Source organism: Bradyrhizobium sp. SZCCHNR1053, assembly GCF_032381235.1.
Taxonomy (GTDB): domain Bacteria; phylum Pseudomonadota; class Alphaproteobacteria; order Rhizobiales; family Xanthobacteraceae; genus Bradyrhizobium.
On sequence record NZ_JAUHJM010000009.1, the window covers coordinates 43,194 to 67,114 of the forward strand.

Below are 23,921 nucleotides of genomic sequence, written 5' to 3' on the forward strand. Positions count from 1 at the left end.
CAATTCGAGTGCGCTGCAGCATCTGAAGCCAAGGTCAGTCCAAGGTCAGTCCATGAATGCCCACCCAACCCTGGGGATCGCCGAGCCGGTCGTGCCGGCCGGTCTCATCCCTTCGTCTCTCGTCGCCGAGCCGATGGTTCGCTTCGAGGGACTGTCGAAGATCTATCCCGCCTATCGCGACAAGCCGGATGTCGAGGCGCTCAAGGATATTGACTTCGCGATCGCGCGGGGCTCCATCACCGGCGTGATCGGACGGTCCGGCGCCGGCAAGTCGAGCCTCGTCAGGCTGATCAATGGGCTGGAGAAGCCGACGGCGGGACGGGTGGTCGTCGATGGACGCGACATCTCGGCTCTGCGCGGCCAGGCGCTCCGGCTGGCGCAGCGTTCGATCGGCATGATCTTCCAGCACTTCAACCTGCTGTCGTCGCGCACGGCCTCCGACAACATCGCACTCCCGCTCGAGATCGCCGGCTGGTCGAAGGCCGACATCAGGACGCGGGTCGCCGAGCTGCTGGAGCTGGTCGACATCGCCGACAAGCATGATCGCTACCCGGCGGAGTTGTCCGGCGGTCAGAAGCAGCGCATCGGCATTGCGCGCGCGCTGGCGACGCGGCCGAACGTGCTGCTGTCCGATGAGGCGACGTCGGCGCTCGATCCGCAGACGACGCGGGCGATTCTCGACCTGCTCGCCAACATCAATCGCGAGCTCGGCGTCACCATCATCCTGATCACCCACGAGATGTCCGTGGTCCGCCAGCTCGCCAAGGAAGTCGTCGTGATCGATGATGGGCGTGTCGTCGAGCGCGGCCATGTCGCCGACATCTTCACCCATCCGAAGCATCCGACCACGCAGACCTTCCTGGCCGAGGTGCTCGGCGATGCCGTGCCGGTGTCGCTGGCGAGCCGGCTCGTGCAGGAGCTTGTGCCGATCGGACAGACGGTGCTCCGCGTCCAGGTGCGCGGCTCGGATGCCGGCGACACGCTGGTGGCGCGGCTGGCACGCGAGCTGTCGATCGACGTCGCGCTGCTGTCGGCGCGGATCGACGAGATCGGCGGCCAGCATGTCGGCTCGCTGATCCTCGGCATTCCCGGCGGGGAAGCGGCGGCACGGCAGACGCTGGCCTATCTCTCACAGCATCGCTTCGCAGCGGAGCGTCTCGGCTATGTCTCCTGAGCTCATCAACCTGATCATCCAGGCCACCGGCGAGAGCCTGTTCATGGTCTCGACCGCGGCGTTGGTCGCGACCTCGCTCGGGTTGCCGCTCGGCGTCTTCCTTGCGACGAGCCGCGCGGGGGAGTTGTTCGCAGCGCCCGCGGCCAACGCGATCCTTGGCGTCGTCGTCAACGCCACGCGCTCGACGCCCTTCATCATCCTGGTCGTCGCCATCATCCCGTTCACGCGCCTCGTCGCCGGCACGTCGATCGGCTCGGGGGCTGCGATCGTGCCGCTGACGGTGGCGGCGACGCCGTTCATCGCGCGGCTGGTCGAGGCGGCGATCCGCGAGGTCGATGGCGGCCTGATCGAGACCGCGTCCTCGTTCGGCGCGACGCCGCTGCAGATCGTGTTCAAGGTGCTGATCCCGGAAGCCCTGCCGGGCCTCGTGCTGGCGCTGACGCTCGCTGTGGTCAGCCTGCTCGGCTATTCCGCGATGGTCGGCGCGGTCGGCGGCGGCGGTCTCGGCGACCTCGGCATTCGCTACGGCTATCAGCGCTTCATGCCGGAGATGATGCTGGCCGTGGTCGTCGTCCTGATCGCGCTGGTGCAGACGGTGCAGACCGTCGGTGATCATCTCGCGCGCCGGCTCAATCGGAGGCTGCGGCAGCGCTGAGCAGAGATTGCGCTGCGACGGCGCGGCGGAGATGTTTTCGGTTGACGTGGGAAACGAGGGCTCGCCGGCATTTCCGGTGAACCGCGATCTTTGAAAAGATCGTCTCGCGCGGTTCGTTCTACCATCAGCCTAACGAGTTGACCGCGCGATGGACGCGCGCGCTCGAGGCAAGAGGTCAACGGACATGAATACGCTCGTCGAAAAACCCAGGAAGTTTGCGCTCGTCGAGCGCCAGCCCGCCGCCACGTTCGCGGAGGAGCGGCTTCATCGCAAGCAGCGCCTTGCGGCGACCTTCCGCCTGTTTGCCCGCTACGGTTTCGACCAGGGCCTGGCCGGCCACGTGACCGTGCGCGATCCGGAATTCCCCGACCGGTTCTGGATCAATCCGCTGTCGGCGCATTTCAGCCAGATCAAGGTGTCCGACCTGCAACTCGTCGATCACGATGGCAACATCCTGATCGGCGACAGGCCGATCAACCAGGCCGGCTTCGTCATTCACTCCGCGATCCATGCGGCGCATCCGCATGTGATCGCCGCCGCGCATACGCATTCGACCTATGGCAAGGCGTGGTCCACGCTCGGCCGACTGCTCGATCCCCTGACGCAGGATTCCTGCGCCTTCTACGGGGATCACGTGCTGTTCGACCCGTTCACCGGCGTCGTGCTCGATGCCGATGAGGGCAGAAAAATCGCCCAGGCGTTGGGGACGAAGAAGGCCGCGATCCTGCAAAATCACGGGTTGCTGACTGTCGGCCCGACCATCGAGGCTGTAGCGTGGTGGTACATCGCGATGGACAATGCCGCGCGCACGCAATTGTTGGCCGAGGCCGCCGGTCCCACCAAGCCGATCCCGCACGAGATCGCCAAGCTGACGGCGGGGCAGGTCGGCACCCACAAGGGTGGCTATTTCAGCTTCCAGCCGCTGTGGGACTGGATCACGGCGCAGGAGCCGGATCTGTTCAACTGAAGAACATCAGTAGCCCGCATGAGCGCCAGCGACATGCGGGTTCTTCTCCACGCCTCGTGTGAGCCCGGATGTCGCTTCGCTCATCCGGGCTACAGGTTGAGAGAATGAATCGATCAGAATGGCTGAGAAGAAAGAACATTTGCACGCAATGATCAGCCGCGAGAGCGCGTCCATTGCTTTGTTCGCACCTGCGATTGCGGCCCGGCTGTTGCGGCGCTAGTGAGCAACGAAACTAGGTTGTTTCGTTGGAGACTTGAATGCGCCTTCCCATTGTTGCCATTGCCGCCCTTGTGTCGTTGATCCTTCCCGCACAAGCGGAAGCCATCCGCGTCGGCGTGACCGCCGGGCCGCATGCCGAAATCATCGACGTCGTGAAGAAGGTCGCTGCCGAGCGCGGGCTCGACATCAAGGTCGTCGAGTTCACCGACTACGTGATTCCAAACCAGGCGCTGGCGTTGAAGGATCTCGAGGCGAACTCGTTCCAGCACGAGCCCTATCTGAAGAACCAGATCTCCAAGACCGGATGGAAGATCGTCAAGGTCGCGACCACCATCGCCTCGCCGCAGGGCGTGTATTCGCAGAAATACAAGACGCTGGCCGAGCTTCCGGAAGGCGCCAAGGTCGCGATCGCCAATGATCCGTCGAACGGCGCGCGCGGGTTGATGATCCTTGCGCTGCACGGTGTCATCAAGCTGAAGGATCCGAGCAATGTCGCCTCGACAGTGGTCGACATCACCGACAATCCGAAGAAGCTGAAATTCGTCGAGCTCGACGCGGCGCAGCTGCCGCGCGCGCTGGCCGATGTCGATCTCGTCTCGATCAACAACAACTACGCCGTCCAGGCCGGGCTCAATCCCGCCAAAGATGCGATCGCGCGCGAGAATGCCGAGGGGCCCTGGGTCAACATCCTCGCGGTGCGCGAGGAGGACAAGGACAAGCCCTGGGTCAAGCAGCTGATCGAGGCCTACCACTCCGAGCCGGTCAAGGCGTTCCTGGAGACGCGCTTCAAGGGCACCTACATCGCGACCTGGTGATCGGCAACCGCCGCCAACGCCGGCGCATCGCGCGGCGACCCGACGATCGGGCGGGCCTGCAATAGCCGGTCCGCCAGATCGGCGCACTGGCTTCGGATGTCCGGGATCGCGATGATCTCCCAGAAGGCGGCGCGAGTCAGCGGGCCGATCGCGAACAGGCGCTGTGACGGCGTGCCATCGGCACCGACGATGGCGCAATCCGCCGTGACCTCGATGCCGATCCGCAGCGGATCGCAACGCGCCAGCCCCTGATCGAACAGGCTGCGGACCGCAGGATTGGCGGTGGCGCGGGGGTCCCTGACGATCCCCGTGCAGTCGATCACGGCACCGACCTCGAGCGTCTCGATCTCGCTGCGGCCACGCCGGCGATAATGCGCGCGGGCGCCTTGCGTCCCACCGTCGATCTTGACGAGCTTGGCGGCGGCGACCCGAAGCTGGCCGTCCGCGATCGCCTGCGCGATGCGCTTCTCCACCTCGGGCGCCATGCGGTGCCGATGCACATCCCACCATGCCCGCGCATGCTCCAGGAAGCTGCGCTTGGACGCCAGCGGCAAGTCCTGCCACAGCCGATGGCTGAACGGCCTGACGGCGTCGATGACGCCGCGCCAGTCGCCACCCTCGGCGATGTGGGCGGCGATCCGCTGCCGGAACCAGCGCAGCAGAACGCTGCCGCGCGCACCGAACGGAACCTCATCCTCGCTGATCTTGCAGGGAGTGATACGCCGATGTCCCTTGGCCATCAGGCCGCGGCGCGAGATCGCGAGGATCGGGCCGCGATGGCCCTCACGCAGCAGCGACAGCACGTAGTCCGTCATGGTCAGGCCAGCGCCGAGGATGAGCACCGGCGAATCCTGGCTGAAGCCGGGAACGGACGGCGAGATCCAGGGATCGGCATGCCAGGCCGAGCGCGGGATGGCGGCGTCATGGCCGGTGGCGAACACCGCGACGTCGCCGACTTGTCGCGTTCCGTCGGCGAGGCTCACGGTGACGGTGTGGGCGCCCTCGCTCACCGCGGTGCATTCGCCACGGATAATGCTGAGACGCCGGGCGCCGTCCTCGGTCTCCAGGAACGGCGCGATCAGGCTGGCGATGTAGTCGCCATAAAGGCGGCGAGGCACGAAGCAGAACGGATCGGGACAAAGCCGCAGGCCATGCTCGTGCGCCGACAGCCAGCGCCAGAAATGGTCGGGATCATCGGGCAGCGCACTCATGTTGGCAGCGCGCACGTTGAGCAGGTGATCAGCATTGCCGGTGTGATAGGCCAGCCCGCGACCGACCTCCGAACGCTTCTCGATCAAGGTGACCCGGATATCGGACTTCGGGCGTTGCAGCAGCTGATAGGCCAGAAGGACGCCGGATGCGCCGCCGCCGACGATGATCACGTGTCGTTCTGGAAAACGGCCCATGCAAAGATGCCTTTTCTCTCGCGCGCGGACGATGTGCTACGTTTGTAGTCTAGCACGTAAAACATCGGCCGGATTCGGAAAGACGAATATTCTACTTGTTGGCGCGTTCCGACCGATGGTGTTCCAAGAACATACAGATTGCTGTCGCAAGTGTGTCGTCATGAGCGACGCTGCGATAGAAATATTATTTGCATCCGGCTGGCGCGCCGGGCGGCGATGGAAGCCTGGAACACTCGACCGAAATCTTCTCCGATCAAGGATCGCGGCGAGAACAGAGCGTTTGAAAATCGCGCAACTCTGAAATTGCCAGCGGCGCCGCACTGGTTGACCATGATCGCGCGCGTGCGTCGTTTGCGCACGGCAGCGGAGTTCGGAACATGGTTGCGCAGGCCACGCCGGCAGAACGAACGGGAGCGCGCGCTTTGCGGATGACACATCCGGTGTCGCCGTGACTGCTTCAGGGCCGGATCCACCATCGCTCACCGCCGACGTGCTCGTCATCGGCGGCGGCATGGCCGGTGCCTGGGCTGCGGTCTCGGCCGCGCGCGCCGGTGCGCGGGTGATCCTCGTCGACAAGGGCTATTGCGGCACCAGCGGCGTCACGGCCGCGGCCGGCCCCGGTCACTGGTGGGTGCCGCCGCAGGCGCGCGAGCAAGCCGTCAGCCAGCGTGTCATCGCGGGTCTCGGTCTCGGCGAAGCCGCGTGGATGCATGGGATCATCGCGGAGACTTGGCGGACATTGCCAACGCTCGCGAGCCACTACGCGTTCGGCATCGACGATGACGGGCAGACCAACTATCGCGCGGTTCGCGGTCCCGAATACATGCGGGCGCTGCGTGCCTTTGCGCGTGATCATGGCGTCACGATCCTTGACCATTCGCCAGTGCTGGAACTGCTGGCGCGCAGTGACGGCACGATCGGCGGTGCAAGAGGCTTTCGCCGTCAGGATGGGGCGCGGCCTTACCAGATCGCCGCAGGTGCGACTGTGCTCGCTGCCGGCGGCACCAGCTTCCTGTCGCATCTCTTGGGGTCGCGCACCAATACCGGCGATGGCTATCTGCTGGCGGCGGAAGCCGGCGCCGATCTCTCTGGGATGGAATTCACCGCGGCCTACACGATCGCGCCGGCGCATTCGACGATGACGCGCAGCATGGCCTATGCGTTCGCGACTTATTACGACGCCGACGGGCGCGAGCTCGATCTGCCGTTCGGGCCGCAGCAGACGATCGGGTTGGCCAAGGCTATGCTTGCTGGACCGGTGTTCTGCTCGCTCCATCTTCTGCCCGACGACATCAAGGCCCGCCTGCACACGATCTCGCCGAACGTGCCGCTGGTGTTCGAGCGCTGGGGCGTCGATCCCTGGCGCGATCGCTTCGAGGTCATGCTGCACAATGACGGCACGATCCGCGGTCTCGGCGGCGTCAGGGTCGACGATCTCGATGGGCGTACTGCCGTGCCGGGGCTGTTCGTCGCCGGCGACAACGCCTCGCGCGAGAAGGTTGCCGGTGCGATCTCCGGCGGCTGCAGCATCAATTCGGCCTGGGCGCTGTCGTCGGGCGTCCGTGCCGGGCAGGCCGCCGCGCGACTGGCGCGCAGCATCGGGTCGAAAGCCTCGTCCTTGATTCCGCTCGGACAGGCCGGCCTGCGGCCGAGGGTGCAGAGCAGAGCGGGCGATCTCGACGCGATCAGGGCCGGCGTCCGCGCCGAGATGCATCCATTCGACAAGAACCTGTTCCGCAAGGAATCGACGCTGGCTGCGTCGCTCCGGTCGCTCGACGGGCTCTGGCGCGAGATCGCCGACCATGCGGGCGGCGATCCGCTGCGGTCGCGCGAGACGGCGGCGCTGGTCGCAACGGCGCGCTGGTCGGTCGCGACCGCGCGACAGCGGACCGAAAGCAGGGGGATGCATCGCAGGCTCGATCATCCCGGCGTCGATCCGGACCTCGCGGTGCGGCTTGTGAGCCGCGGCCTCGATCGCGTCGACATCGCAGCCGACACGCGCCGTGTGCCGGCAGCTCCAATCGCCCTGGAAGCCGCGTCATGATCGAGCTCATCGTTGCCGATCGCTGTACGGACTGTGGCGCCTGCGTCGAGGTGTGCCCGACCAACGTGCTCGACCGCGCGTCGTCGGGGCCGCCGCTTCTGGCGCGGGTCGAGGATTGTCAGACCTGCTTCATGTGCGAACTCTATTGCCGCGCGGATGCGATCTACGTCGCGCCCGATTGCGACCGCCGCGTCACGGTCACGCCGGACGAGGCGGTGGCCTCGGGACGCCTTGGTCAATATCGCAAGCATTCCGGCTGGGACGAATGGGCCCGGCAGTTTCCTAACGAGCAATGGCTGATGGAAACGGTGTTTCGCCGCGCCGGCGAAACCGTGCGTGCAGCCGCCGCAGACGACAGGAGGACGGCATGACCATCATCACCCACCGGCCAGGAGCCCTTGTCGGCCTCGACGGCTTTCCGGGACCGGCCGACCGGCCGGACAGCCCGTTGTCGCAAGCGCTGCAGCAGCCGCTGCTGCTCGGCCTGTTCCTGCCGATCCAGGCCGGCGGCTGGAGCGCGTCGACCTTGCCGCGGACGACGTCCTGGCATTTCGACTACAACCGCGACCTGGTGCTGGCTGCGGAGAATCTCGGCTTCGATCTGGTGTTCGCGCTGTCGCAATGGCTGCCCAAGGGCGGCTATGGCGGCGTCTTCACCGGCGAGGCGCTCGACTCGTTTATGACCACGGCGGCGCTGACCAGCGTGACCCGGCGCATCATCCTGGTCTCGACCATCCACGTGCTCTACGGTCCCTTGCATCCGCTGCATCTCGCCAAATATGGCGCCACGCTCGATCACATCTCCAACGGGCGCTGGGGCATCAATGTCGTGACCGGCTATCGCGCCGCCGAGCACGAGGCGTTCGGCTGGAGCCGGATCGATCACGACCGCCGCTACGAACTCGCCGCCGAGTTTCTTGAAGTGCTGCAGCGGCTGTGGGGCGACACTGAGAACTACTCATTCTCCGGCCAGTCGTCCTGGAAGCTCAACGGCGCCTTCGTGACGCCGAAGCCGCGCTACGGCCGGCCGGTGCTGGTCAACGCCACCGGCTCGGACGCCGGCATCGCCTTTGCCGCGCGCTATTCCGACATCGTCTTCATCACCAGCCCGACAGGCTCGAGCTTCGAGAGCGCCATTCCTGCGCTGCCGGCGCATACGGCGAGGGTCAAGCAGGCGGCGCGCGATCTCGGCCGCGAGGTGCGGACGCTGCTCAATCCGATGGTGATCTGCCGCGAGACCGAGCGCGAGACCTGGACCTATCACGATGCCATCGTCGCCCATGCCGATCCGGTCGGCGACTTCAACCGGCTCGACAGCGACGCTCATGCCTGGCGCGGCCGTGTCGGCGTCGATGCGCCCAAGCGCCGGGCGATCGGCGGCAACATCGAGGTGATCGGCACCCCCGAGCAGGTGGTCGAGCAGTTCGTCCAGCTCAAGAAGGCCGGCGTCGATGGCCTGCAGCTGTCGTTCTACGATTTCAAGCCCGACCTCGACTTCTTCGGCCGCCGCGTGCTGCCGCTGATGGAGCAGGCGGGCTTGCGTAAACCCGTGATTGAGACAGTGGCTCATCCTGCTGCTGCGGAGGCCGCCGAGTAGCCGTGAGCGCCGACCGACGCGGGCGATATGGGGATTGCCGTCGTCCGCGAGGTCGGCTTTGCTGCGGATCGAAGTGCGAGCTGGACGAGATGGCTGCCGGCGCGAAAAGCGCACGGCATGACGTGAGGGACTGGAATGACGATTGTTGAAACGAGGACATCGCGCGCGGCGGAAGACGATGTCACGGCGGCGCTGCGCAAGCGTTATGGCGCGCATATCCCTGCGGTCGCCGCCGGCGCCGAGGACATCCTCGGCCAGTTGCTGGCGCATCGCTCGATCCGCAGCTATCGGCCTGATCCGGTGCCGCCGCACACCGTGGAGACGTTGGTAGCCGCCGCGCAGTCGGCCGCGTCGTCCTCTAACCTGCAGACCTGGAGCGTCGTCGCGGTCGAGGATCCCGCGCGCAAGCAGCGGCTGTCGGAGTTCGCCGGCAACCAGAAGCATATCCGCGAGGCGCCGCTGTTCCTGGTCTGGCTCGCCGACCTGTCGCGGGCCGAGCGGCTGGCGCGGCGGGAAGGGCGCCCCGATGACGGCATTCATTTCCTGGAGACGCTGTTCGTCGCGATCATCGATGCCGCGCTCGCAGCCCAGAACGCCGTGGTGGCGCTGGAGGCGCTCGGGCTCGGCGCGGTCTATATCGGCGCGATCCGCAACCGCCCGCAGGCAGTGGCCGAGGAACTCGGCCTGCCGCCGAACGTGCTCGCCGTGTTCGGCCTGCGCGTCGGCTATGCCGATCGGGCCGCCGACGAGGACGTCAAGCCGCGGCTGCGCCAGAGCGTGATCCTGCATCGCGAGCGCTATGCGCCGACGGACGAGATCCACGGCATCGCCGCCTATGACGAGACGCTGCGCGACTTCCAGACCAGCCAGGGCATCGCTGCAGTCGGCTGGCGAGAAGCCGTGCTGAACCGACTGGGCTCGGCGAAGGCGCTCAACGGCCGCGACAAGCTGACCGAGGCGCTGCGCGCGCTCGGCTTCGGATTGAAGTAGAGCTGGCGTCGACCGAGATCAGCGGCGGCCCGTGACGAGCGCGGGCCGCCGCCGTTGGTCACTTCATGTAATCGGGCAGCGTGAAGCCGTCATAGAAGCGATCGGCGAGGATCGCGGCCTTGAAGCCTGGCGACTTGTAGCCCGCTACGATGTCCTTCGCCCAGGCGGTGTCGGCGTTGTCGCGCTTGACCGCGACCACGTTGATGTAGGGCGTCGTCATCTTTTCCAGCGCGAAGGCGTTGGTCAGCTTCAGGCCGCTGAAGATCGCGAAATTGCCCTGGACGGCGGCGAAGTCGACGTCGTCGAGCGCGCGCGGCGCCTGCGCGGCCTCCAGCGGGACGATCTTGATGCCGCCGGGATTCTTGATGACGTCGAGCTCGGTGACGTCGACCGGCTTGGAGTCGCGGATCTCGATCAGGCCGAGATCGCGCAGGATCCACAGCGCGCGCTGCAGGTTGACCGGATCGTTCGGCACCGCGATCTTGGCGCCGGCGCCGATCTTGGTGCCGAGCGGGTGCTTCTTGGAATAGATCCCCATCGGCGGCGTCGGCACGTGCACGATGCCGGTGAGATCGGTCTTCTGCCGCTCATTGTAGGAGTTCAGGAACACCGTGTGCTGCATGACATTGGCGTCGATCTCGCTCTTGAACACGGCATTGTTGGCCTCAAGCCCGGTCGAGAACTCGACATAGCGGATCTGATAGCCCTTCTTTGCAAGCTCGGGCGCCACGCCGATCTTGAATTCGTCGATATAGGGGCCGGGCACGAAGCCGACCTTGAGCTCCTTCTTCTCGGCCGACTGCGCCGACGCGCTGGTGACGGTGAACAGGGAGAGCGTCGAGGCGGCGAGCAGGCGGAGGACTTGCGATCGTGTCAATGCAGGCATGGGACTTCCAAAGCTTCGACAAACGAAGAGCGGCGCGGATGCCTTGCAAGGCGTCCGCGCCGCTCGGGAACGGATCTCAGGCAATCGCCTGGACCTGGTGACTGAAGGCGCTGTCTGGACGGTCGAGCCCGTAGTGCTCGCGCAGGGTCTTGCCGGTGTAGTCCTCGCGGAACAGGCCGCGCTTGCGCAGGATCGGCACGACGTGCTCGGCGAACAGGTCGAAGCCGCCGGGCAGCCAGGGCGGCATCACGTTGAAGCCGTCGGCGGCGCCGTTCTCGAACCAGGTCTGGATGTTGTCGGCGATCTTTTCCGGCGTGCCGGCGATCACCCAATGGCCGCGTGCGCCGGCGAGGCGCTGGATCAGCTGCCGGATCGTCGGCTTCTCGCGATCGACGATGTCGACCACGAGCTTGAAGCGGCTGGCGACGCCGCGCGCGCCGTCGGTCTCGATCAGGTGTCGCGGGAACGGGCCGTCGAGATCGAAGCCCTGGAGGTCGAGGCCCAGCATCTGGCGCAGCTGCACCAGCGAATACTCCGGCTGGATCAGGTCGTTGAATTCCTCCTGCAGGCGGTCGGCCTCGGCCTGCGTCGAGCCGATGAAGGGGCTGATGCCGGGCAGGATCTTGACGTGATCGGGATTGCGATCAAGCGCGCGCGCCTGGCGCTTGATGTCGGCATAGAACTCCTGCGCGCTCTGAAGCGTCTGGTGCGCGGTGAAGATGGCTTCCGCGAAGCGCGCGGCGAAGGCGCGGCCGTACTCCGACGAGCCGGCCTGGACGTAGACCGGCCGTCCCTGCGGCGAACGCGGCACGTTCAGCGGACCGCGCACGCGAAAATACTTGCCGACATGGTTCAGCGCATGGACCTTGTCGGTGTCGGCGAAGATGCCGGAGGCGGGATCGTTGACGACCGCGTCGTCCTCCCAGCTGTCCCACAGCGCGGTCACGACATCGAGGAATTCCTTGGCGCGCTCGTATCGCTCATGATGCGGCGGATGCTCCGGCAGGCCGAAATTCTGCGCCGCCTGCGGCGCGCTCGTCGTGACGATGTTCCAGCCGGCGCGACCGCCGCTGAGATGGTCGAGCGAGGCGAACAGGCGCGCCAGATTATATGGCTCGTGATAGGTGGTCGAGGCGGTGCCGATCAGGCCGATGCGGCTGGTCGCCGCGGCGATCGCCGACAGCCAGGTGATCGGCTCGAAGCGGAAGCGCTGCGCGTAGCGGACGTTGTCGGCGAGTGCCGGACCATCGGCGAAGAAGATCGCATCGAACTTGTAATGCTCCGCCGTCCTTGCCAGCTGCTGATAGTAGGTGATGTCGAGCGCGCGGCTGGCCGACGAGCCCTTGTAGCGCCAGGCGGCCTCGTGATGACCGCCGGGATAGATGAAGAGGTTGAGGTTCAGTTGGCGACGCTGGCTCATGGGGCGCTCGTGTTGTGGCTTGCTGGTGTGCGGTGTGGCGCGGCGATCGGCTGATGCCGGCTAGTGTGGGTCGCGGGCGGACGTGTAGCTCAAGTGAGCCCATCGCAGGCGCCGGGCGATGTGGCCGGCCAGCTGTCTGAGACCGGTGCGGAGGTCGAGACCTCGTTCGTCGCCCTCGGGGCGGCGCTTGCCCGCAAGGTCCTGGGTGCCTCCGAGCCGGTTATCGGGACGGGAGATGCCAGGCGTGTCCTGCTGAAGGCTGATCACGGCGAGAGGGTCAAACATCGCAGTTTCCGTTGAAACGCTGCAGCCATCGGAGCGACTGGCGCCGGCTGCGGGAGGTCAAAATCTAGTGGCCCTGTCCCGATGCTGTCGATGAAATGGATTTGCATTGTTGACCGGGGCACGAGCATGAATGCGTCGTCCTCATCAGGAACGGGGGAGCGACATTTCGAGCGGCTGCCTTCCTGCACAGCGGATCGTCGATCGACCGTGTGCTCGGTCGCGGCGACTGTCGCCGTCACCGCAAAATGAGTCGATCATGACTTCTGCAGCGCAGGTCCACCGACCTTGTTGCGCAGGGAGGCCTGGGTCACGACGCTGTTCGCGGGCACGTCGTGGGTCAGCCAGACGTTGCCGCCGATCGTCGAGCCCCGTCCGATCGTGATGCGGCCGAGGATCGTGGCGCCGGCATAGATGACGACGTCGTCCTCGACGATCGGATGGCGGGCGTCACCCTTGATCAGCGTGCCGTCCTCCTCGGTCGGGAAGTGGCGCGCGCCGAGCGTCACGGCCTGGTAGATCCGGACGTGGTCGCCGATCACGGCGGTCTCGCCGATCACCACTCCGGTGCCGTGATCGATGAAGAAACCGGAGCCGATCTGGGCGCCCGGATGAATGTCGATGCCGGTGCTGTTATGGGCGATCTCGGCGATCAGCCGCGACACGAGGCGAGCGTCGAGGCCATAGAGCAGATGGGCGAGCCGGTGATGGATGATCGCCGTCATCCCGGGATAGCCGATCAGGATCTCCGGGAAGCTCTTGGCGGCGGGGTCACCGACGAAGGCGGCGCGCAGATCGCTGATCAGGACACCGCGCAGGGTTGGCAGCCCAGCCGCGAAGCGGCGGGTCAGCTCCACAGCCTCGGGCTGGCGGAAGCCCGGGATCAGCTCATCGCCGACGAACAAAGCGGAGCGGTGGATCTGATCCGACAGCAGATCGAGCCCGATGCTGAGCCGGTGGCCGACGAAATAGTCGATGTTCTCGCCGTCGAGATCGTATTGGCCATAGTGGCGCGGGAACATCGCTTCGGTGAGCGCGGAGACGATCTGCGCCAGCTTGTCGCGCGATGGCGGCCGGTGGATGACGCCGTCCTTGCGGATGCTGTGCGTCTCCTCGCGTGACACGCGCAGCTCCGCAACGAGCCGGTCGAGACCCCAGCGTTCGCCTGCAGAGGTGGCGTTGTCCGGACCCGATCCCGTGGTGGGGCGAGAGCTCATGCCGTTTCCTCCGTGCGCATGCGCGTCATCACCGGACATGGGTCAAGGGCACGCTGACCTCGGCGAGCAGGTCGAGATCCGCATTGCGGTCGACCTCGACATACTGGTCGTTCCAATACAGCAGGCTCGACAATTTGGGCGCAAGCTCGACGCTGTCGGGGCGACCGACGATGATCGCATGCGCGTAGCGCTCGATAATCTCGTCGACCTCGCACGCGATCGCTGCCTGGGCGTGCTGCAGCAGCGGGACGCCGGCCGGGCCGCGCGACCAGTCGATGCCCTCGAACTTCTGCTGTCCCGACAGATGCGGCGTGCTGAAGCGATCAGCGAGCGCGAGCTGGTCCGAGCTGAGGATGTTGATGCTGAACCAGCCGTCGCGAGCGATCAGCGGGAACGCTGACGACCGGCTGCCGAGACTGATCATGAGCCGCGGCGGCTCTGATGACAGCGAGATCAGCGAGGCGATCGTCACCCCGGTGATCTCCTCGCCGCGGCCCGCGGTCACGACGCTGACGCCGGCCGCGACACGGCGCAGGGCCGAGTGGAAGTGCTGGGGATCGAACGCGGTCTCAGATACGAGATGAAGGTCACGCTTGCTCATCCGTCGCCTCCCTCGGGCACGCGCCGTATTGGCCGTGTCCCTCGTCGCGGCAGCGCCGTCGGTCAGAAGAAGCCCTTGGCCGGAAGCGGCGTGCCGTTGATCAGATACTGCCCGATCGCCCGCTCCTTGTAGGTGACCGGGTTGTGCGACGACAGGGTGCGGGCGTTGCGCCAGTGCCGGTCGAAATTGGTGGCCTTCTTGGTCGACGAGGCGCCGCCGACGTCGAAGATGTGTCCGCCATTTTTGATGGCCGCATCATCCGCGATGATCTTGGCCTGCGCCGACAGCAGTGCAGCCCGGTGGGCCAGCTCCTCGGCATCGGCGCGTCCGGCATCGAACGCCTCCGTGGCCGCGTCGAGCGCTTCGGCCGCGACAAGGACGACCGTCTCCGCGGCATGCGCCGCGCTCGCGATCTTGCCGATGGTCTCCTGCAGCAGCGGGTCCTCGGTCGGCTTTTCATGCGGCGCATAATAGAACGTGCGCTTGCGCGAGCGGACCAGCGCGATTGCGTCGCGCAGGGCGGCGCGGCTGATGCCGGCGACGGCGGCGGTCAGGAACAGCTGCGCGAACGTGTTCGAATAGGGCACGCCGTAGCCGATGTCCGGAGCGTCGAACACGATCTCCTGCCGCTTGACCCTGACGTTGCGGAAATGGGTGGTGCCGGTCGCCGTCAGCCGTTGCCCCATGCCGTCCCAGTCGTCGATCAGCTCGATGCCGTCGCGGTTGACCGGGATGATCGTGGCGCCGGGACGGCCGCTCGGATCGGCCGCGCGCACCAGCACGAGGTCGGAATATAGGGTGCCGGTGCTATAGTATTTGGTGCCGTTCAGCAGATAGTCGTCGCCATCAGGCGTGAACGTCGTGTTCGGCGTGATGTTGCCGACCTGGGGGCTGTCGAGCTCGGTGGTGGCAAGCCCGATGATCGCGCCGTCCGCGACCGCTTTCTGCCATTCGGCCGCCTGGTCGTCGCGCGGATTGCGGACCAGCCGTTCCACGACGCTGAAATGATTGCGCAGGATGTGCGCCACATTGGCATCGGCCTCGGCGAGCCGGATGACGATCGCGAACAGATCGCGGATCGCGCTGCCGGCCCCGCCTGCCGCGACGGGTAGCCGCAGCGCCCCGAGGCGCGCCTGCTTGATCAGCGCAATCTGCTGGTGCGGCAGGATGCGCTCGCGCTCACGGTCCGACTCGCCCTCGGCGATCGTGGCCAGCAGGGCATCGAGCGCGCCGGGAGTGAGCGGAAGGGTTGATTCGGCGGTGAAGGTCTGGGTGGGCAGCGGCTTGTTCATGACGGACCCGAACGATAGCGAGAAGAGGGGAGAGAGCGGCTCAACGCTGCGGCGCCGGCTCGTCGATCTGGGCGAGATAGTCGGCGACCTTGACCGGCTCGGGCAGCACCTTGCGCTCGACCAGCCAGTCGGCGGCCTTCTGCAGGTCGGCGACGAACTGTCTGTCGTTGACTGAGAAGTAGCGGTACTTGCGGTCCAGCGCGATGAACTGGTCGCGGATCTGGTCGCTGTATTTTCCGGCCTTCTGCGCGATGTATTCGGCGTCCTTGCTGTTCTCCGAGATCCATTTGCCCTCGGCACGGAACGCCTCGTTGACGGCGCGCACCAGGGCCGGGTTCTCGGTCGCGAACTTGCGGGTGGTCAGATAGGACGTGTAGTCGATCTGGAATTCGAGATCGCGTCCTTCCAGGAAGATGTCGTGCGCCTTGTAGTCGAGCCGGGCGATGTCGACGCCGGGGCTCCACATCGACCACGCATCGACCTTGCCGGACGCCAGCGCCGGCGCTGCATCCGGCGGGTTGAGATAGACGAACTTGACCTTGGAGCGGTCGACCTTGTGCTTCTCGAGTGCGGCGACCAGCAGGAATTCGCCGAGGCCGGAGCGGTTGACCGCGACCGACTTGCCGACGAGGTCCTCGACCTTGTTGATGCCGGAATCGTCGCGGGCGATGATTGCTGTCGTGCGCGGCTCGTAGACCACGAACTGCGTGAACACCAGCGGCGAGCCGGCAATGATCGCCGCGAGCGCCGGCGTGGTCGACCCGCCGAACGAGAAATCCGCGGTGCCGCCGGTCACGGCCTGCAAGGTCGGGGCGTGGTTCGGGAACGGGCCGAGCCATTCGACCTTGATGCCGTCCCTGGCGAGCAGCTTCTCGAACTCGCCGCGCTCCTTGGCGATGTTGTTCAGGCCGGCGAGGCCCCAGGTGAGGCGCACGGTGTCGGTGACGCGGCCGGGCGCGGACCAGGCCTCATCGGTCAGCGTGAAGCCGGCGAGTGCGCCGATGCCGAACGCAGCGGTGCCGAGGAACTGGCGGCGGGAGAAGTCATCCGAAGACATGATCGATCCTTCCGGGAAAGAATTTCAAGTGTGGGAGCCGAGCACACCGAGCTCGGCCAGCAGGTCGCCACGGGCGACCGCGCCGTTGCGATCCGCGCGGTGCTCGTAGGCAATCCGTCCGTCGCGCATCACCAGGATGCGGTCGGCGAGCGCGATCGCTTCGTCGACGTCGTGTGTAACCAACAGCACGCCGGGACGATGATTGGCGACGAGCTCGCGCACCAGCGCGTGCATGCGGATGCGGGTCAGCGCGTCGAGGGCCGCGAACGGCTCGTCCAGCAGCAGCAGCTCGGGCTGCTGCACCAGGGCGCGGGCGAGCGCGACGCGCTGCGCCTGACCGCCGGAGAGGTTACGCGGCCAGTCGTCGAGGCGGTCGCCCAACCCGACTTCGGCCAGCGCGGCTGCCGCGCGGGCGCGCGCGTCGGGGACGTCGAGACCGAGCGCGACGTTGCGCCACAGACTGTCCCAGGGCAGCAGCCGATGCTCCTGGAATACGACCGCAGGCCGGCGCGGCGCGATGATCCGGCCGGCCTGAATGGGATCGAGCCCGGCCAGCGCGCGCAGCAACGTCGTCTTGCCGCAACCGCTCTCGCCGAGCAGCGCCACGAACTCACCGCGTTCGATGCGAAGGTCGAGGCCCTCGATCACGGTGCGCTCGCCATAGGCGCGGCGCAGGCCGTTGACGATCACCGCCGGCGCGGCGGCGGCCTGCAGCGGCGGCGCGAACTGGACGGTCATCGCGCCGCTCCGTAGTTCGGGTGCCAGGCGAGCAGCCGCCGCTCCAGCCAGCGCGCGATCAGGTCGGCGCCGACGCCGATCAGGGCATAGATCACGATCGTCAACACGATGACATCCGTGCGCAGGAATTCGCGGGCGTCCATCGCGAGGAAGCCGAGGCCCGATTGTGCGCCGATGGTCTCGGCGACGACCAGCGCGAGCCAGGCCGTGGCGAGCGCATAGCGGACGCCGGTGAGGATCGAGGGCAGGGCGCCGGGCAGGATGATGCGGCGGATCAGCTGCAGCGTCGACAGCGCCTGGACGCGGCCGAGCTCGAGCAGCTTGGGATCGACCTGGCGGATGCCGAGCGTGGTGTTGATGTAGATCGGGAAGGTCACGCCGAGCGCGACCAGAAACACCTTCTCGGCCTCGCCGACGCCGAGCCAGACGATGACCAGCGGCAGCATCGCGAGGAACGGAATCGCGCGGATCATCTGGACGCTGCGGTCGATCAGCGCTTCGGTGATCCGCGAGAAGCCGACGAGAATGCCGAGCGCGAAACCGACGGCGCCGCCAATCGCAAAGCCGGCTGCTGCGCGCAGCAGGCTGACGCCGAGATCGTTCAGCAACGTTCCCTGCGTCGTCAGCCTGAAGGCCGTGCGCACGATCTTGCTTGGGGCCGGCAAGACTTGCGGCGACAGATAGCCGCCCTGCGCCGCCGCTTCCCAGATCACGACCAGCAGGGCCGGCGCGAGCCATGACAGAGCCTGCAGGGCGGCCGGACTCAGCGTGCGGCGGCGGTCCGCGCTGGGGCGAACGCCGTCGCTTTTCCGCGGCAGCTCGATCGTCCCGGCAGCTTGTTCGAGATTGCTCAAGAGTGCGTCGTCCTCGCGATGTCGTACGTCTGCCGGTCGAGATCGTCCGGCAGATCTGCGGATCCATGACGCGCAGGCGATCGGCTGATGCAGCAGCCTCGTTGCGCGCCGGCAAAATGTCCCACGAAACTTGGCTGATCGAAATAGAGCCGTTTTCCAATTGTTGTCACGCCTGGAGGTTTTCGATTTCCTGCGCGGGCCAAAAGCGGCAAGAACTTCTTTTCCGGATTTGTTAGTACGTGCCTAGGATCGCGCTTCGTCGAGATGACGATGCCGGACGCTGATATCGGAAGGCTCGACCATGACATATCCGCTTCGTTTCGGAATCTGGGCCCTGGTGCATGGTCCGCGAGCGGCGCATCAGGATCCGGAAGAGCCTTATGATGCCTCCTGGGAGCGCAATCGCGATCTCGTGCTGAAGGCCGAGGCACTCGGGTTTGATTCGACGCTGGTGGCCCAGCACACCATCAATCCGCATCAGGAGGATCTCGATCAGTTGGAGGCCTGGAGCGCGGCGGCAGCGCTCGCGGCGCTCACCAGCCGGATCGAGATCATCACGGCGATCAAGCCTTATCTTTATCATCCCGTGGTGCTCGCCAAGATGGCGCTCGGCATCGAGAACATCAGCCGCGGGCGTTTCGCCATCAATCTCGTCAACGCCTGGAACAGGCCCGAATTGGAGCGCGCGGGAATAGGCTTTGCCGAGCATGATGAGCGCTACGCCTATGGCCGCGAATGGATCTCCGTGGTGTCGCGGCTGCTTCAGGGTGAGCGCCTGACGCACAAGGGCAAGTATTTTGATGTGCAGGACTATGCGCTGCGGCCGAAGGATCTCTACCGGGCCCGGCCGCGGATCTATGTCGGCGGCGAGTCCGAGCCGGCGCGGGCGCTGGTCGCCGATCATGGCGACGTCTGGTTTATCAATGGTCAGCCGCTCGACGACGTCGCCGGATTGATCCGCGACGTCGCGTCGCGGCCGAGGGGCGCGGCTGCTCAGCTTCGCTTCGGCCTCTCGGCCTTCGTGGTCGCGCGTCCAACCGCGGCAGAGGCCGAAGCTGCGCATCAGCGCCTGCTGCTTCTCGCCGAGAAGGACGCGCCGATGAAGGCGATCCAGAAGCAGAACACCGACCCTAAGGTCGTGATGATGCAGACCATACAGAGGAGCGCTGGTGTCGGCAGCAATGGCGGCACGGCCGCTGGTCTTGTCGGCAGCTATGAGGAGGTCGCCGACCGCATCATCGACTTCCACGCTGCCGGCATCGAGCTGTTCATGCTGCAGTTCCAGCCGTTCGAGGCGGAGATGAAGCGGTTTGCGGAGGAGGTCATTCCGCGTGTGCGGCAGCGGCAGCGTGATCTCGGTCCTGCGAACGCCGATTCCGGTCGTCGCGTGGGATGATCTCGCCTGCGAAGCGCGCAGAAGAACTGATTGCTTTGTGAAGTTCGTTGCGCGGGGAGATATTCGCTCCCCGTCGCGCCACATTCGAAAATCCATTTCATTGACGATGTGCGGGAGCGAACGCATCATCAATTCATCATTGGGGGCGCTGACGACAGCGCACGGTCAACGAGACATCGATGCATTCCGCGGAGGGAGTGCCGGCGCTATGCGCCTGCGCACCGGCGGAGCTTTGTCGGCAGGAGAGGGTGATGGATAACACCGAGAAGACAAGCGCTTTGAGCCGGCGTCGGCTGCTGCAGGCAGGCGCCGGGGCCGCGTTGGTGGCGCCGTTCGGCGGCCTGGCCGCGCAGGCCCTGTCGTTGCGAGCCGTGCCGGAGATTGATCTTTCGCAGTTTCCGATCTGCCGGACGGCGGCTGAAGCGCCGGCGCTCACCGGCGCGCCGCGCAAGCTGAAGCTGTCGTGGAATGCCGGCGCGGTGTGTCTGACGCCGGTTCCGGTGGCGATCGACCAGGGCTTCTTCAAGAAGTACAATCTCGATGTCGAGCTGATCAACTACTCGGGCTCGACTGATCAGCTGCTCGAGGCGATCGCGACCGGCAAGAGCGATGCGGGCCTCGGCATGGCGCTGCGCTGGCTGAAGCCGCTGGAGCAGGGGTTTGACGTGAAGATCGCTGCCGGCACCCATGGCGGCTGCATGCGGGTGCTGACGCGCAACGAGTCCGGCATCACCAAGCTGGCCGACCTGAAGGGCAAGGCGGTCGCGGTCGGCGATCTCGGTGGTCCGGACAAGAACTTCTTCTCGATCCAGCTGGCGCGGCTCGGCATCGATCCGGTGAAGGACGTCGATTGGCGCGTCTATCCCGGCGCTGTCGTCAACGTCGCTGCTGACAAAGGCGAGACGCAGGCGTTCCTGGCGTCCGATCCGCTCGCTTATCTCTGGCTGAAGGACCCGGCCTACAAGGAGGTCGCCTCCAATCTCGACGGCGAGTATCAGAACCGTGTCTGCTGCATCCTCGGCCTGCGTGGCAGCCTGGTGCGCGAGGAGCCGCAGGTCGGGCGCGCCATCACGCAAGCGCTGCTCGATGCTGCGATGTTCACGGCGCAGAACCCGGTCGAGGCCGCGAAGTCGTTCCAGCCTTACGCGCCGAAGCAGGCGTCGCTCGCCGATCTCGAAGGCATGGTGCGTTATCACACCCACCATCATCATCCGCATGGTGCTCCGCTCAAGCAGGAGCTGAAGGCCTATGCCGACGACCTGAAGGTCGTCTCCGTATTCAAGCCGAGCACCGACACCAGTAAATTCGCCGAGCGCATCTATGTCGACATTTTCGCTGTCTGACGTCGCAGCCGGCGAGCTCACGCAAAGCAGCGGGTTGGCCGACAGGCTCCGCGAGGTGGCACCCGGCATCGCTGCGGCGCTGGCTTGGGCTGCCTTCGGCGCATCCTGCGTCGTCCGAGACGACGTCGGCGACTGGTCGCGCACGACGGATCTCGCGATCGCCGGGTTCGTCACCGCGGCGACCCTGCTGGTGGCCAGTCTCGGTGCGCACCTGCTCGGACGTGTGGGCCTGGGCTTGCGCAAGCGCAGTCCTTGGTTCATCGCGCTCGGCGTGTTCATGACGCTGTGGGAGCTCGCGACGGCGAAATACGCCTGGCTGCCGCTGCCGTTCTTTCCGCCGCCGCAGTCCATCGTCGAAGTCTACACCGACGATTTCCCCAAGCTCCTCGATAGCATCTGGGCCTCGATCAAGCTGCAGCTCGGCGGCTACGTCATTGGCGCAGCGATCGGCTTCGTCACTGGCGTCTCGATCGGCTGGTCGACGCGGATCGGCTACTGGGTGCATCCGGTGCTACGCTTCATCGGGCCGCTGCCGGCGACCGCGTGGCTGCCGATCGCCTTCTTCACCTTTCCGACCAGCTGGAGCGCGTCGACGTTCCTGATCGCGCTCGCCACCGGCTTCCCGGTGACGGTGCTGACCTGGTCCGGCGTCGCCAGCGTGCCGAGCGCGTACTACGACGTGGCACGCACGCTCGGCGCCAAGCCGTCGTTCCTGGTGCTGAAGGTCGCGATCCCCGCAGCATTGCCGCATGTGTTCGTCGGCCTGTTCATGGGCCTCGGTGCGTCCTTCGCCGTGCTGGTCGTCGCGGAGATGATCGGCGTCAAGGCCGGTCTCGGCTGGTACCTGCAATGGGCGCAGGGCTGGGCGGCTTACGCCAACATGTATGCGGCGCTCTTGGTGATGTCACTGCTGTGCTCCGGCGCGATTACGCTGCTGTTCAAGACCCGTGACCGCGTGCTGGTCTGGCAGAAGGGTGTCGTGAAATGGTAGCCGTTGCGGAAGCTGCACGGGCGCCGTTCCCGGGTGCCGCGATCGACATTGCCCATGTCGACCACGCCTTCGACATCGACGGCGCCGAGCTGAAGGTGCTCGACGATGTCAGCCTGAACGTCGAGCCCGGCGAGTTCGTCGCGCTGCTCGGACCCTCGGGCTGCGGCAAGTCGACATTGTTGCGTCTGATCGCGGGCCTCGACAAGCCGCGTAGCGGCGTGCTGCGCGAGGACGAGGTCAGCATCAGGGGGCCGCATCCCTCGCGCGTCGTCGTGTTCCAGGATCCGACGCTGTTTCCGTGGCGCACGGTCTGGGACAACGTGGCGCTGGGACTGGAAGCGCAGGGCATCCTGAAGAAGCAGCGCCATCGTGTCGATGCCGCGCTGGACCTGGTCGGCCTGTCCGACTTCCGCAACGCCTATCCGCATCAGCTGTCCGGCGGCATGGCGCAGCGCGTTGCGCTGGCGCGGGCGCTGGTCAACGATCCCAAGGTGCTGGTGCTGGACGAGCCGCTCGGCAAGCTCGATTCGCTGACGCGGATCGCGATGCAGGGGGAGCTCGTGGCGCTGTGGCAGCGCAAGGGATTTACGACCTTGCTGGTCACCCATGACGTCGAGGAGGCGCTGGTGCTCGCCAATCGCGTCATCGTGCTCAGCGATCGCCCCGCGCGCATCAAGGCCGACATCGTTGTGGACCGGCCCTATCCGCGGCATCGCGGTGATCCGCATCTTGCCGATCTGCGCCGGCAGATCCTTGGACTCCTCGGTCTGGAGGCAACATGGTAGCCGTCATCGAAGGCATCGCGCCGCGCCCGGCCGGTGCGGTGGACGACGAAGAGCTGATTGTACGAGCCGTGCGGCTCGTGCCCGTCTTCGCCGAGCGTGCGCCGGCGCATGACCGTGACCGCAGCTTCCCGTTTCAGAATTTTCAAGACCTGTTCGACGCGAGCCTGCTGTCGCTGACCGTGCCGGCCGCGCTTGGCGGGCATGGCGCCGGCGCACGTCTCACCGCGCGCGTGCTCGGGATCATTGCCGAAGCCGATCCGTCGACGGCGCTGGTGCTGGCGATGCACTACATCCAGCACTTGGTGATGGCGCGGCACCAGGAGTATCCGCCGCGGCTTGCGCGCAAGCTCGCGCGGGAGTCGGTCGAGCGCGGCGCGCTGATCAACACGTTCCGCGTCGAACCGGCGCTGGGCTCGCCGTCGCGCGGCGGCCTGCCGGAAACGATTGCGCGGCGCACCGACACCGGCTGGCGGCTGAGCGGCCGCAAGATCTACTCGACGGGTGCGCCGATCCTGAGCTGGTACTCGGTGTGGGCCAAGACCGACGAGGCCGAGCCCCGGCTTGGACTCTTCCTGGTCCAGGCCGGACTGCCCGGCATCAGCATTCTGGAGACCTGGGATCATCTCGGCCTGCGCGCGAGCGGCAGCCATGACGTCGTGTTCGATGACGTCGTGATCCCGCTGGACCATGAGATCGAGCTGCGCAAGCCGGAGGGCTGGCGGGTGCAGAACCCGACGCAGGCGCTGGTTCACGCCGCTTTCGTCGGCGCGATCTATGACGGCGTCGCGCGCGCCGCACGCAACTGGATCGTCGACTTCCTGAGGACGCGGACGCCCTCGAGCCTCGGTGCACCGCTCGCGACCTTGCCCCGGGCGCAGGAGGTGCTCGGCGCGATCGAGGCGCGGCTACAGGTCAATGCGCGGCTGATCGATAGCGTGGCGCGCGATTTCGACGAGGGCAGGGTCGTCAGCCCGGTCGAAGGCAACGTCATCAAGCTGACCGTCACCAACAATGCGGTGGCGGCCGTCGAGGACGCGCTGTCGCTGTCGGGCAATCACGGCCTCAGCCGCGCCAACCCGCTCGAGCGGCACTATCGCGACGTGCTGTGCGGCCGCGTGCATACCCCGCAGGACGACGCCACGCGGATCGCCGCCGGCCGTCTGGCGCTTGGACTCTGAGAACCTGAGGAGAG

Annotated in this window: 22 protein-coding genes; 13 read left to right on the forward strand and 9 right to left on the reverse strand. The window is 66.3% G+C overall.

Annotation, left to right across the window (positions count from 1 at the left end; all coding sequences use genetic code 11):
• Window positions 1-52: 52 nt before the first annotated feature.
• The 4 genes from QX051_RS20530 to QX051_RS20545 all read left to right on the forward strand — a co-directional run bounded on the left by QX051_RS20530 (window position 53) and on the right by QX051_RS20545 (window position 3,830).
• Entirely contained in the window at window positions 53-1,174 is a 1,122-nt protein-coding gene (locus QX051_RS20530; protein ID WP_315777386.1) for a methionine ABC transporter ATP-binding protein, read from the forward strand.
• Window positions 1,164-1,829 (forward strand): methionine ABC transporter permease, encoded by a 666-nt coding sequence (locus QX051_RS20535; protein ID WP_315739241.1) that lies wholly within the window; start codon window positions 1,164-1,166, stop codon window positions 1,827-1,829. Before QX051_RS20530 ends, QX051_RS20535 begins: the two co-directional genes overlap by 11 nt.
• A 184-nt stretch (window positions 1,830-2,013) precedes the next feature.
• Window positions 2,014-2,796 (forward strand): class II aldolase/adducin family protein, encoded by a 783-nt coding sequence (locus tag QX051_RS20540; RefSeq protein WP_315739243.1) that lies wholly within the window; start codon window positions 2,014-2,016, stop codon window positions 2,794-2,796.
• Window positions 2,797-3,053: 257 nt separating this feature from the next.
• Window positions 3,054-3,830 carry a MetQ/NlpA family ABC transporter substrate-binding protein gene (locus QX051_RS20545; RefSeq protein WP_315739244.1) on the forward strand — a complete coding sequence of 259 codons (777 nt, stop codon included), beginning with the start codon at window positions 3,054-3,056 and terminating at the stop codon, window positions 3,828-3,830.
• Here the strand turns inward: QX051_RS20545 and QX051_RS20550 are convergent.
• On the reverse strand, window positions 3,812-5,236 hold the full coding sequence (locus QX051_RS20550; RefSeq protein WP_315739245.1) for an FAD/NAD(P)-binding protein: 1,425 nt from the start codon (window positions 5,234-5,236) through the stop codon (window positions 3,812-3,814). The genes QX051_RS20545 and QX051_RS20550 overlap by 19 nt on opposite strands.
• 448 nt (window positions 5,237-5,684) lie before the next feature.
• Here QX051_RS20550 and QX051_RS20555 point away from each other — a divergent pair, with 448 nt between their 5' ends.
• The 4 genes from QX051_RS20555 to QX051_RS20570 all read left to right on the forward strand — a co-directional run bounded on the left by QX051_RS20555 (window position 5,685) and on the right by QX051_RS20570 (window position 9,867).
• The gene (locus QX051_RS20555) at window positions 5,685-7,280 is read left to right on the forward strand and encodes an FAD-binding protein (RefSeq protein ID WP_315777387.1); all 1,596 of its coding nucleotides are present in this window, start codon (window positions 5,685-5,687) and stop codon (window positions 7,278-7,280) included.
• Entirely contained in the window at window positions 7,277-7,651 is a 375-nt protein-coding gene (locus QX051_RS20560) for a ferredoxin family protein (protein WP_315777388.1), read from the forward strand. The genes QX051_RS20555 and QX051_RS20560 overlap by 4 nt, the downstream gene beginning before the upstream one ends.
• Window positions 7,648-8,877, forward strand: a complete 1,230-nt coding sequence (locus QX051_RS20565) for an LLM class flavin-dependent oxidoreductase (RefSeq protein ID WP_315777389.1) — start codon at window positions 7,648-7,650, stop codon at window positions 8,875-8,877. The genes QX051_RS20560 and QX051_RS20565 overlap by 4 nt, the downstream gene beginning before the upstream one ends.
• 135 nt (window positions 8,878-9,012) lie before the next feature.
• On the forward strand, window positions 9,013-9,867 hold the full coding sequence (locus tag QX051_RS20570; RefSeq protein WP_315777390.1) for an NADPH-dependent oxidoreductase: 855 nt from the start codon (window positions 9,013-9,015) through the stop codon (window positions 9,865-9,867).
• Window positions 9,868-9,925: 58 nt separating this feature from the next.
• Here the strand turns inward: QX051_RS20570 and QX051_RS20575 are convergent, their stop codons facing one another.
• From QX051_RS20575 to QX051_RS20610, 8 genes are all read right to left on the reverse strand, one after another.
• Window positions 9,926-10,753: a MetQ/NlpA family ABC transporter substrate-binding protein gene (locus QX051_RS20575; RefSeq protein ID WP_315777391.1), complete on the reverse strand. Its 828-nt coding sequence runs from the start codon at window positions 10,751-10,753 to the stop codon at window positions 9,926-9,928.
• 76 nt (window positions 10,754-10,829) lie between these two features.
• Window positions 10,830-12,173, reverse strand: coding sequence for an LLM class flavin-dependent oxidoreductase (locus tag QX051_RS20580; RefSeq protein ID WP_315777392.1), 1,344 nt, complete (start codon window positions 12,171-12,173; stop codon window positions 10,830-10,832).
• Window positions 12,174-12,712: 539 nt separating this feature from the next.
• Window positions 12,713-13,672 carry a serine O-acetyltransferase EpsC gene (epsC, locus tag QX051_RS20585; protein ID WP_315739254.1) on the reverse strand — a complete coding sequence of 320 codons (960 nt, stop codon included), beginning with the start codon at window positions 13,670-13,672 and terminating at the stop codon, window positions 12,713-12,715.
• A gap of 28 nt (window positions 13,673-13,700) precedes the next feature.
• Window positions 13,701-14,273, reverse strand: coding sequence for a flavin reductase family protein (locus QX051_RS20590; protein WP_315777393.1), 573 nt, complete (start codon window positions 14,271-14,273; stop codon window positions 13,701-13,703).
• 62 nt (window positions 14,274-14,335) lie between these two features.
• Entirely contained in the window at window positions 14,336-15,565 is a 1,230-nt protein-coding gene (locus QX051_RS20595; protein WP_315777394.1) for an acyl-CoA dehydrogenase family protein, read from the reverse strand.
• A 40-nt stretch (window positions 15,566-15,605) separates the two neighbouring features.
• Entirely contained in the window at window positions 15,606-16,622 is a 1,017-nt protein-coding gene (locus QX051_RS20600; RefSeq protein ID WP_315777395.1) for an NrtA/SsuA/CpmA family ABC transporter substrate-binding protein, read from the reverse strand.
• A 24-nt stretch (window positions 16,623-16,646) separates the two neighbouring features.
• Complete coding sequence (locus tag QX051_RS20605; RefSeq protein WP_315777396.1) at window positions 16,647-17,360, reverse strand: ABC transporter ATP-binding protein; 714 nt, start codon at window positions 17,358-17,360, stop codon at window positions 16,647-16,649.
• Window positions 17,357-18,214, reverse strand: a complete 858-nt coding sequence (locus QX051_RS20610; protein ID WP_315777397.1) for an ABC transporter permease subunit — start codon at window positions 18,212-18,214, stop codon at window positions 17,357-17,359. Before QX051_RS20610 ends, QX051_RS20605 begins: the two co-directional genes overlap by 4 nt.
• Window positions 18,215-18,515: 301 nt before the next feature.
• Here QX051_RS20610 and QX051_RS20615 point away from each other — a divergent pair, with 301 nt between their 5' ends.
• The 5 genes from QX051_RS20615 to QX051_RS20635 all read left to right on the forward strand — a co-directional run bounded on the left by QX051_RS20615 (window position 18,516) and on the right by QX051_RS20635 (window position 23,907).
• On the forward strand, window positions 18,516-19,610 hold the full coding sequence (locus QX051_RS20615) for an LLM class flavin-dependent oxidoreductase (RefSeq protein ID WP_315777398.1): 1,095 nt from the start codon (window positions 18,516-18,518) through the stop codon (window positions 19,608-19,610).
• 251 nt (window positions 19,611-19,861) lie between these two features.
• Window positions 19,862-20,953, forward strand: coding sequence for an ABC transporter substrate-binding protein (locus tag QX051_RS20620; protein WP_315777399.1), 1,092 nt, complete (start codon window positions 19,862-19,864; stop codon window positions 20,951-20,953).
• Window positions 20,931-21,944 carry an ABC transporter permease gene (locus QX051_RS20625; protein ID WP_315777400.1) on the forward strand — a complete coding sequence of 338 codons (1,014 nt, stop codon included), beginning with the start codon at window positions 20,931-20,933 and terminating at the stop codon, window positions 21,942-21,944. Before QX051_RS20620 ends, QX051_RS20625 begins: the two co-directional genes overlap by 23 nt.
• Window positions 21,938-22,729 (forward strand): ABC transporter ATP-binding protein, encoded by a 792-nt coding sequence (locus tag QX051_RS20630; RefSeq protein WP_315777401.1) that lies wholly within the window; start codon window positions 21,938-21,940, stop codon window positions 22,727-22,729. Before QX051_RS20625 ends, QX051_RS20630 begins: the two co-directional genes overlap by 7 nt.
• The gene (locus QX051_RS20635; RefSeq protein ID WP_315777402.1) at window positions 22,723-23,907 is read left to right on the forward strand and encodes an acyl-CoA dehydrogenase family protein; all 1,185 of its coding nucleotides are present in this window, start codon (window positions 22,723-22,725) and stop codon (window positions 23,905-23,907) included. The genes QX051_RS20630 and QX051_RS20635 overlap by 7 nt, the downstream gene beginning before the upstream one ends.
• Window positions 23,908-23,921 lie beyond the last annotated feature (14 nt).

Bases quoted from the DNA above. Each gene is read 5' to 3' on its own strand.
- QX051_RS20530 (WP_315777386.1), top strand. From the start codon at position 53: ATGAATGCCCACCCAACCCTGGGGATCGCCGAGCCGGTCGTGCCGGCC.
- QX051_RS20535 (WP_315739241.1), top strand. From the start codon at position 1,164: ATGTCTCCTGAGCTCATCAACCTGATCATCCAGGCCACCGGCGAGAGC.
- QX051_RS20540 (WP_315739243.1), top strand. From the start codon at position 2,014: ATGAATACGCTCGTCGAAAAACCCAGGAAGTTTGCGCTCGTCGAGCGC.
- QX051_RS20545 (WP_315739244.1), top strand. From the start codon at position 3,054: ATGCGCCTTCCCATTGTTGCCATTGCCGCCCTTGTGTCGTTGATCCTT.
- QX051_RS20550 (WP_315739245.1), bottom strand. From the start codon at position 5,236: ATGGGCCGTTTTCCAGAACGACACGTGATCATCGTCGGCGGCGGCGCA.
- QX051_RS20560 (WP_315777388.1), top strand. From the start codon at position 7,277: ATGATCGAGCTCATCGTTGCCGATCGCTGTACGGACTGTGGCGCCTGC.
- QX051_RS20565 (WP_315777389.1), top strand. From the start codon at position 7,648: ATGACCATCATCACCCACCGGCCAGGAGCCCTTGTCGGCCTCGACGGC.
- QX051_RS20570 (WP_315777390.1), top strand. From the start codon at position 9,013: ATGACGATTGTTGAAACGAGGACATCGCGCGCGGCGGAAGACGATGTC.
- QX051_RS20575 (WP_315777391.1), bottom strand. From the start codon at position 10,753: ATGCCTGCATTGACACGATCGCAAGTCCTCCGCCTGCTCGCCGCCTCG.
- QX051_RS20580 (WP_315777392.1), bottom strand. From the start codon at position 12,173: ATGAGCCAGCGTCGCCAACTGAACCTCAACCTCTTCATCTATCCCGGC.
- epsC (WP_315739254.1), bottom strand. From the start codon at position 13,672: ATGAGCTCTCGCCCCACCACGGGATCGGGTCCGGACAACGCCACCTCT.
- QX051_RS20590 (WP_315777393.1), bottom strand. From the start codon at position 14,273: ATGAGCAAGCGTGACCTTCATCTCGTATCTGAGACCGCGTTCGATCCC.
- QX051_RS20595 (WP_315777394.1), bottom strand. From the start codon at position 15,565: ATGAACAAGCCGCTGCCCACCCAGACCTTCACCGCCGAATCAACCCTT.
- QX051_RS20600 (WP_315777395.1), bottom strand. From the start codon at position 16,622: ATGTCTTCGGATGACTTCTCCCGCCGCCAGTTCCTCGGCACCGCTGCG.
- QX051_RS20605 (WP_315777396.1), bottom strand. From the start codon at position 17,360: ATGACCGTCCAGTTCGCGCCGCCGCTGCAGGCCGCCGCCGCGCCGGCG.
- QX051_RS20615 (WP_315777398.1), top strand. From the start codon at position 18,516: ATGACATATCCGCTTCGTTTCGGAATCTGGGCCCTGGTGCATGGTCCG.
- QX051_RS20620 (WP_315777399.1), top strand. From the start codon at position 19,862: ATGGATAACACCGAGAAGACAAGCGCTTTGAGCCGGCGTCGGCTGCTG.
- QX051_RS20625 (WP_315777400.1), top strand. From the start codon at position 20,931: ATGTCGACATTTTCGCTGTCTGACGTCGCAGCCGGCGAGCTCACGCAA.
- QX051_RS20630 (WP_315777401.1), top strand. From the start codon at position 21,938: ATGGTAGCCGTTGCGGAAGCTGCACGGGCGCCGTTCCCGGGTGCCGCG.
- QX051_RS20635 (WP_315777402.1), top strand. From the start codon at position 22,723: ATGGTAGCCGTCATCGAAGGCATCGCGCCGCGCCCGGCCGGTGCGGTG.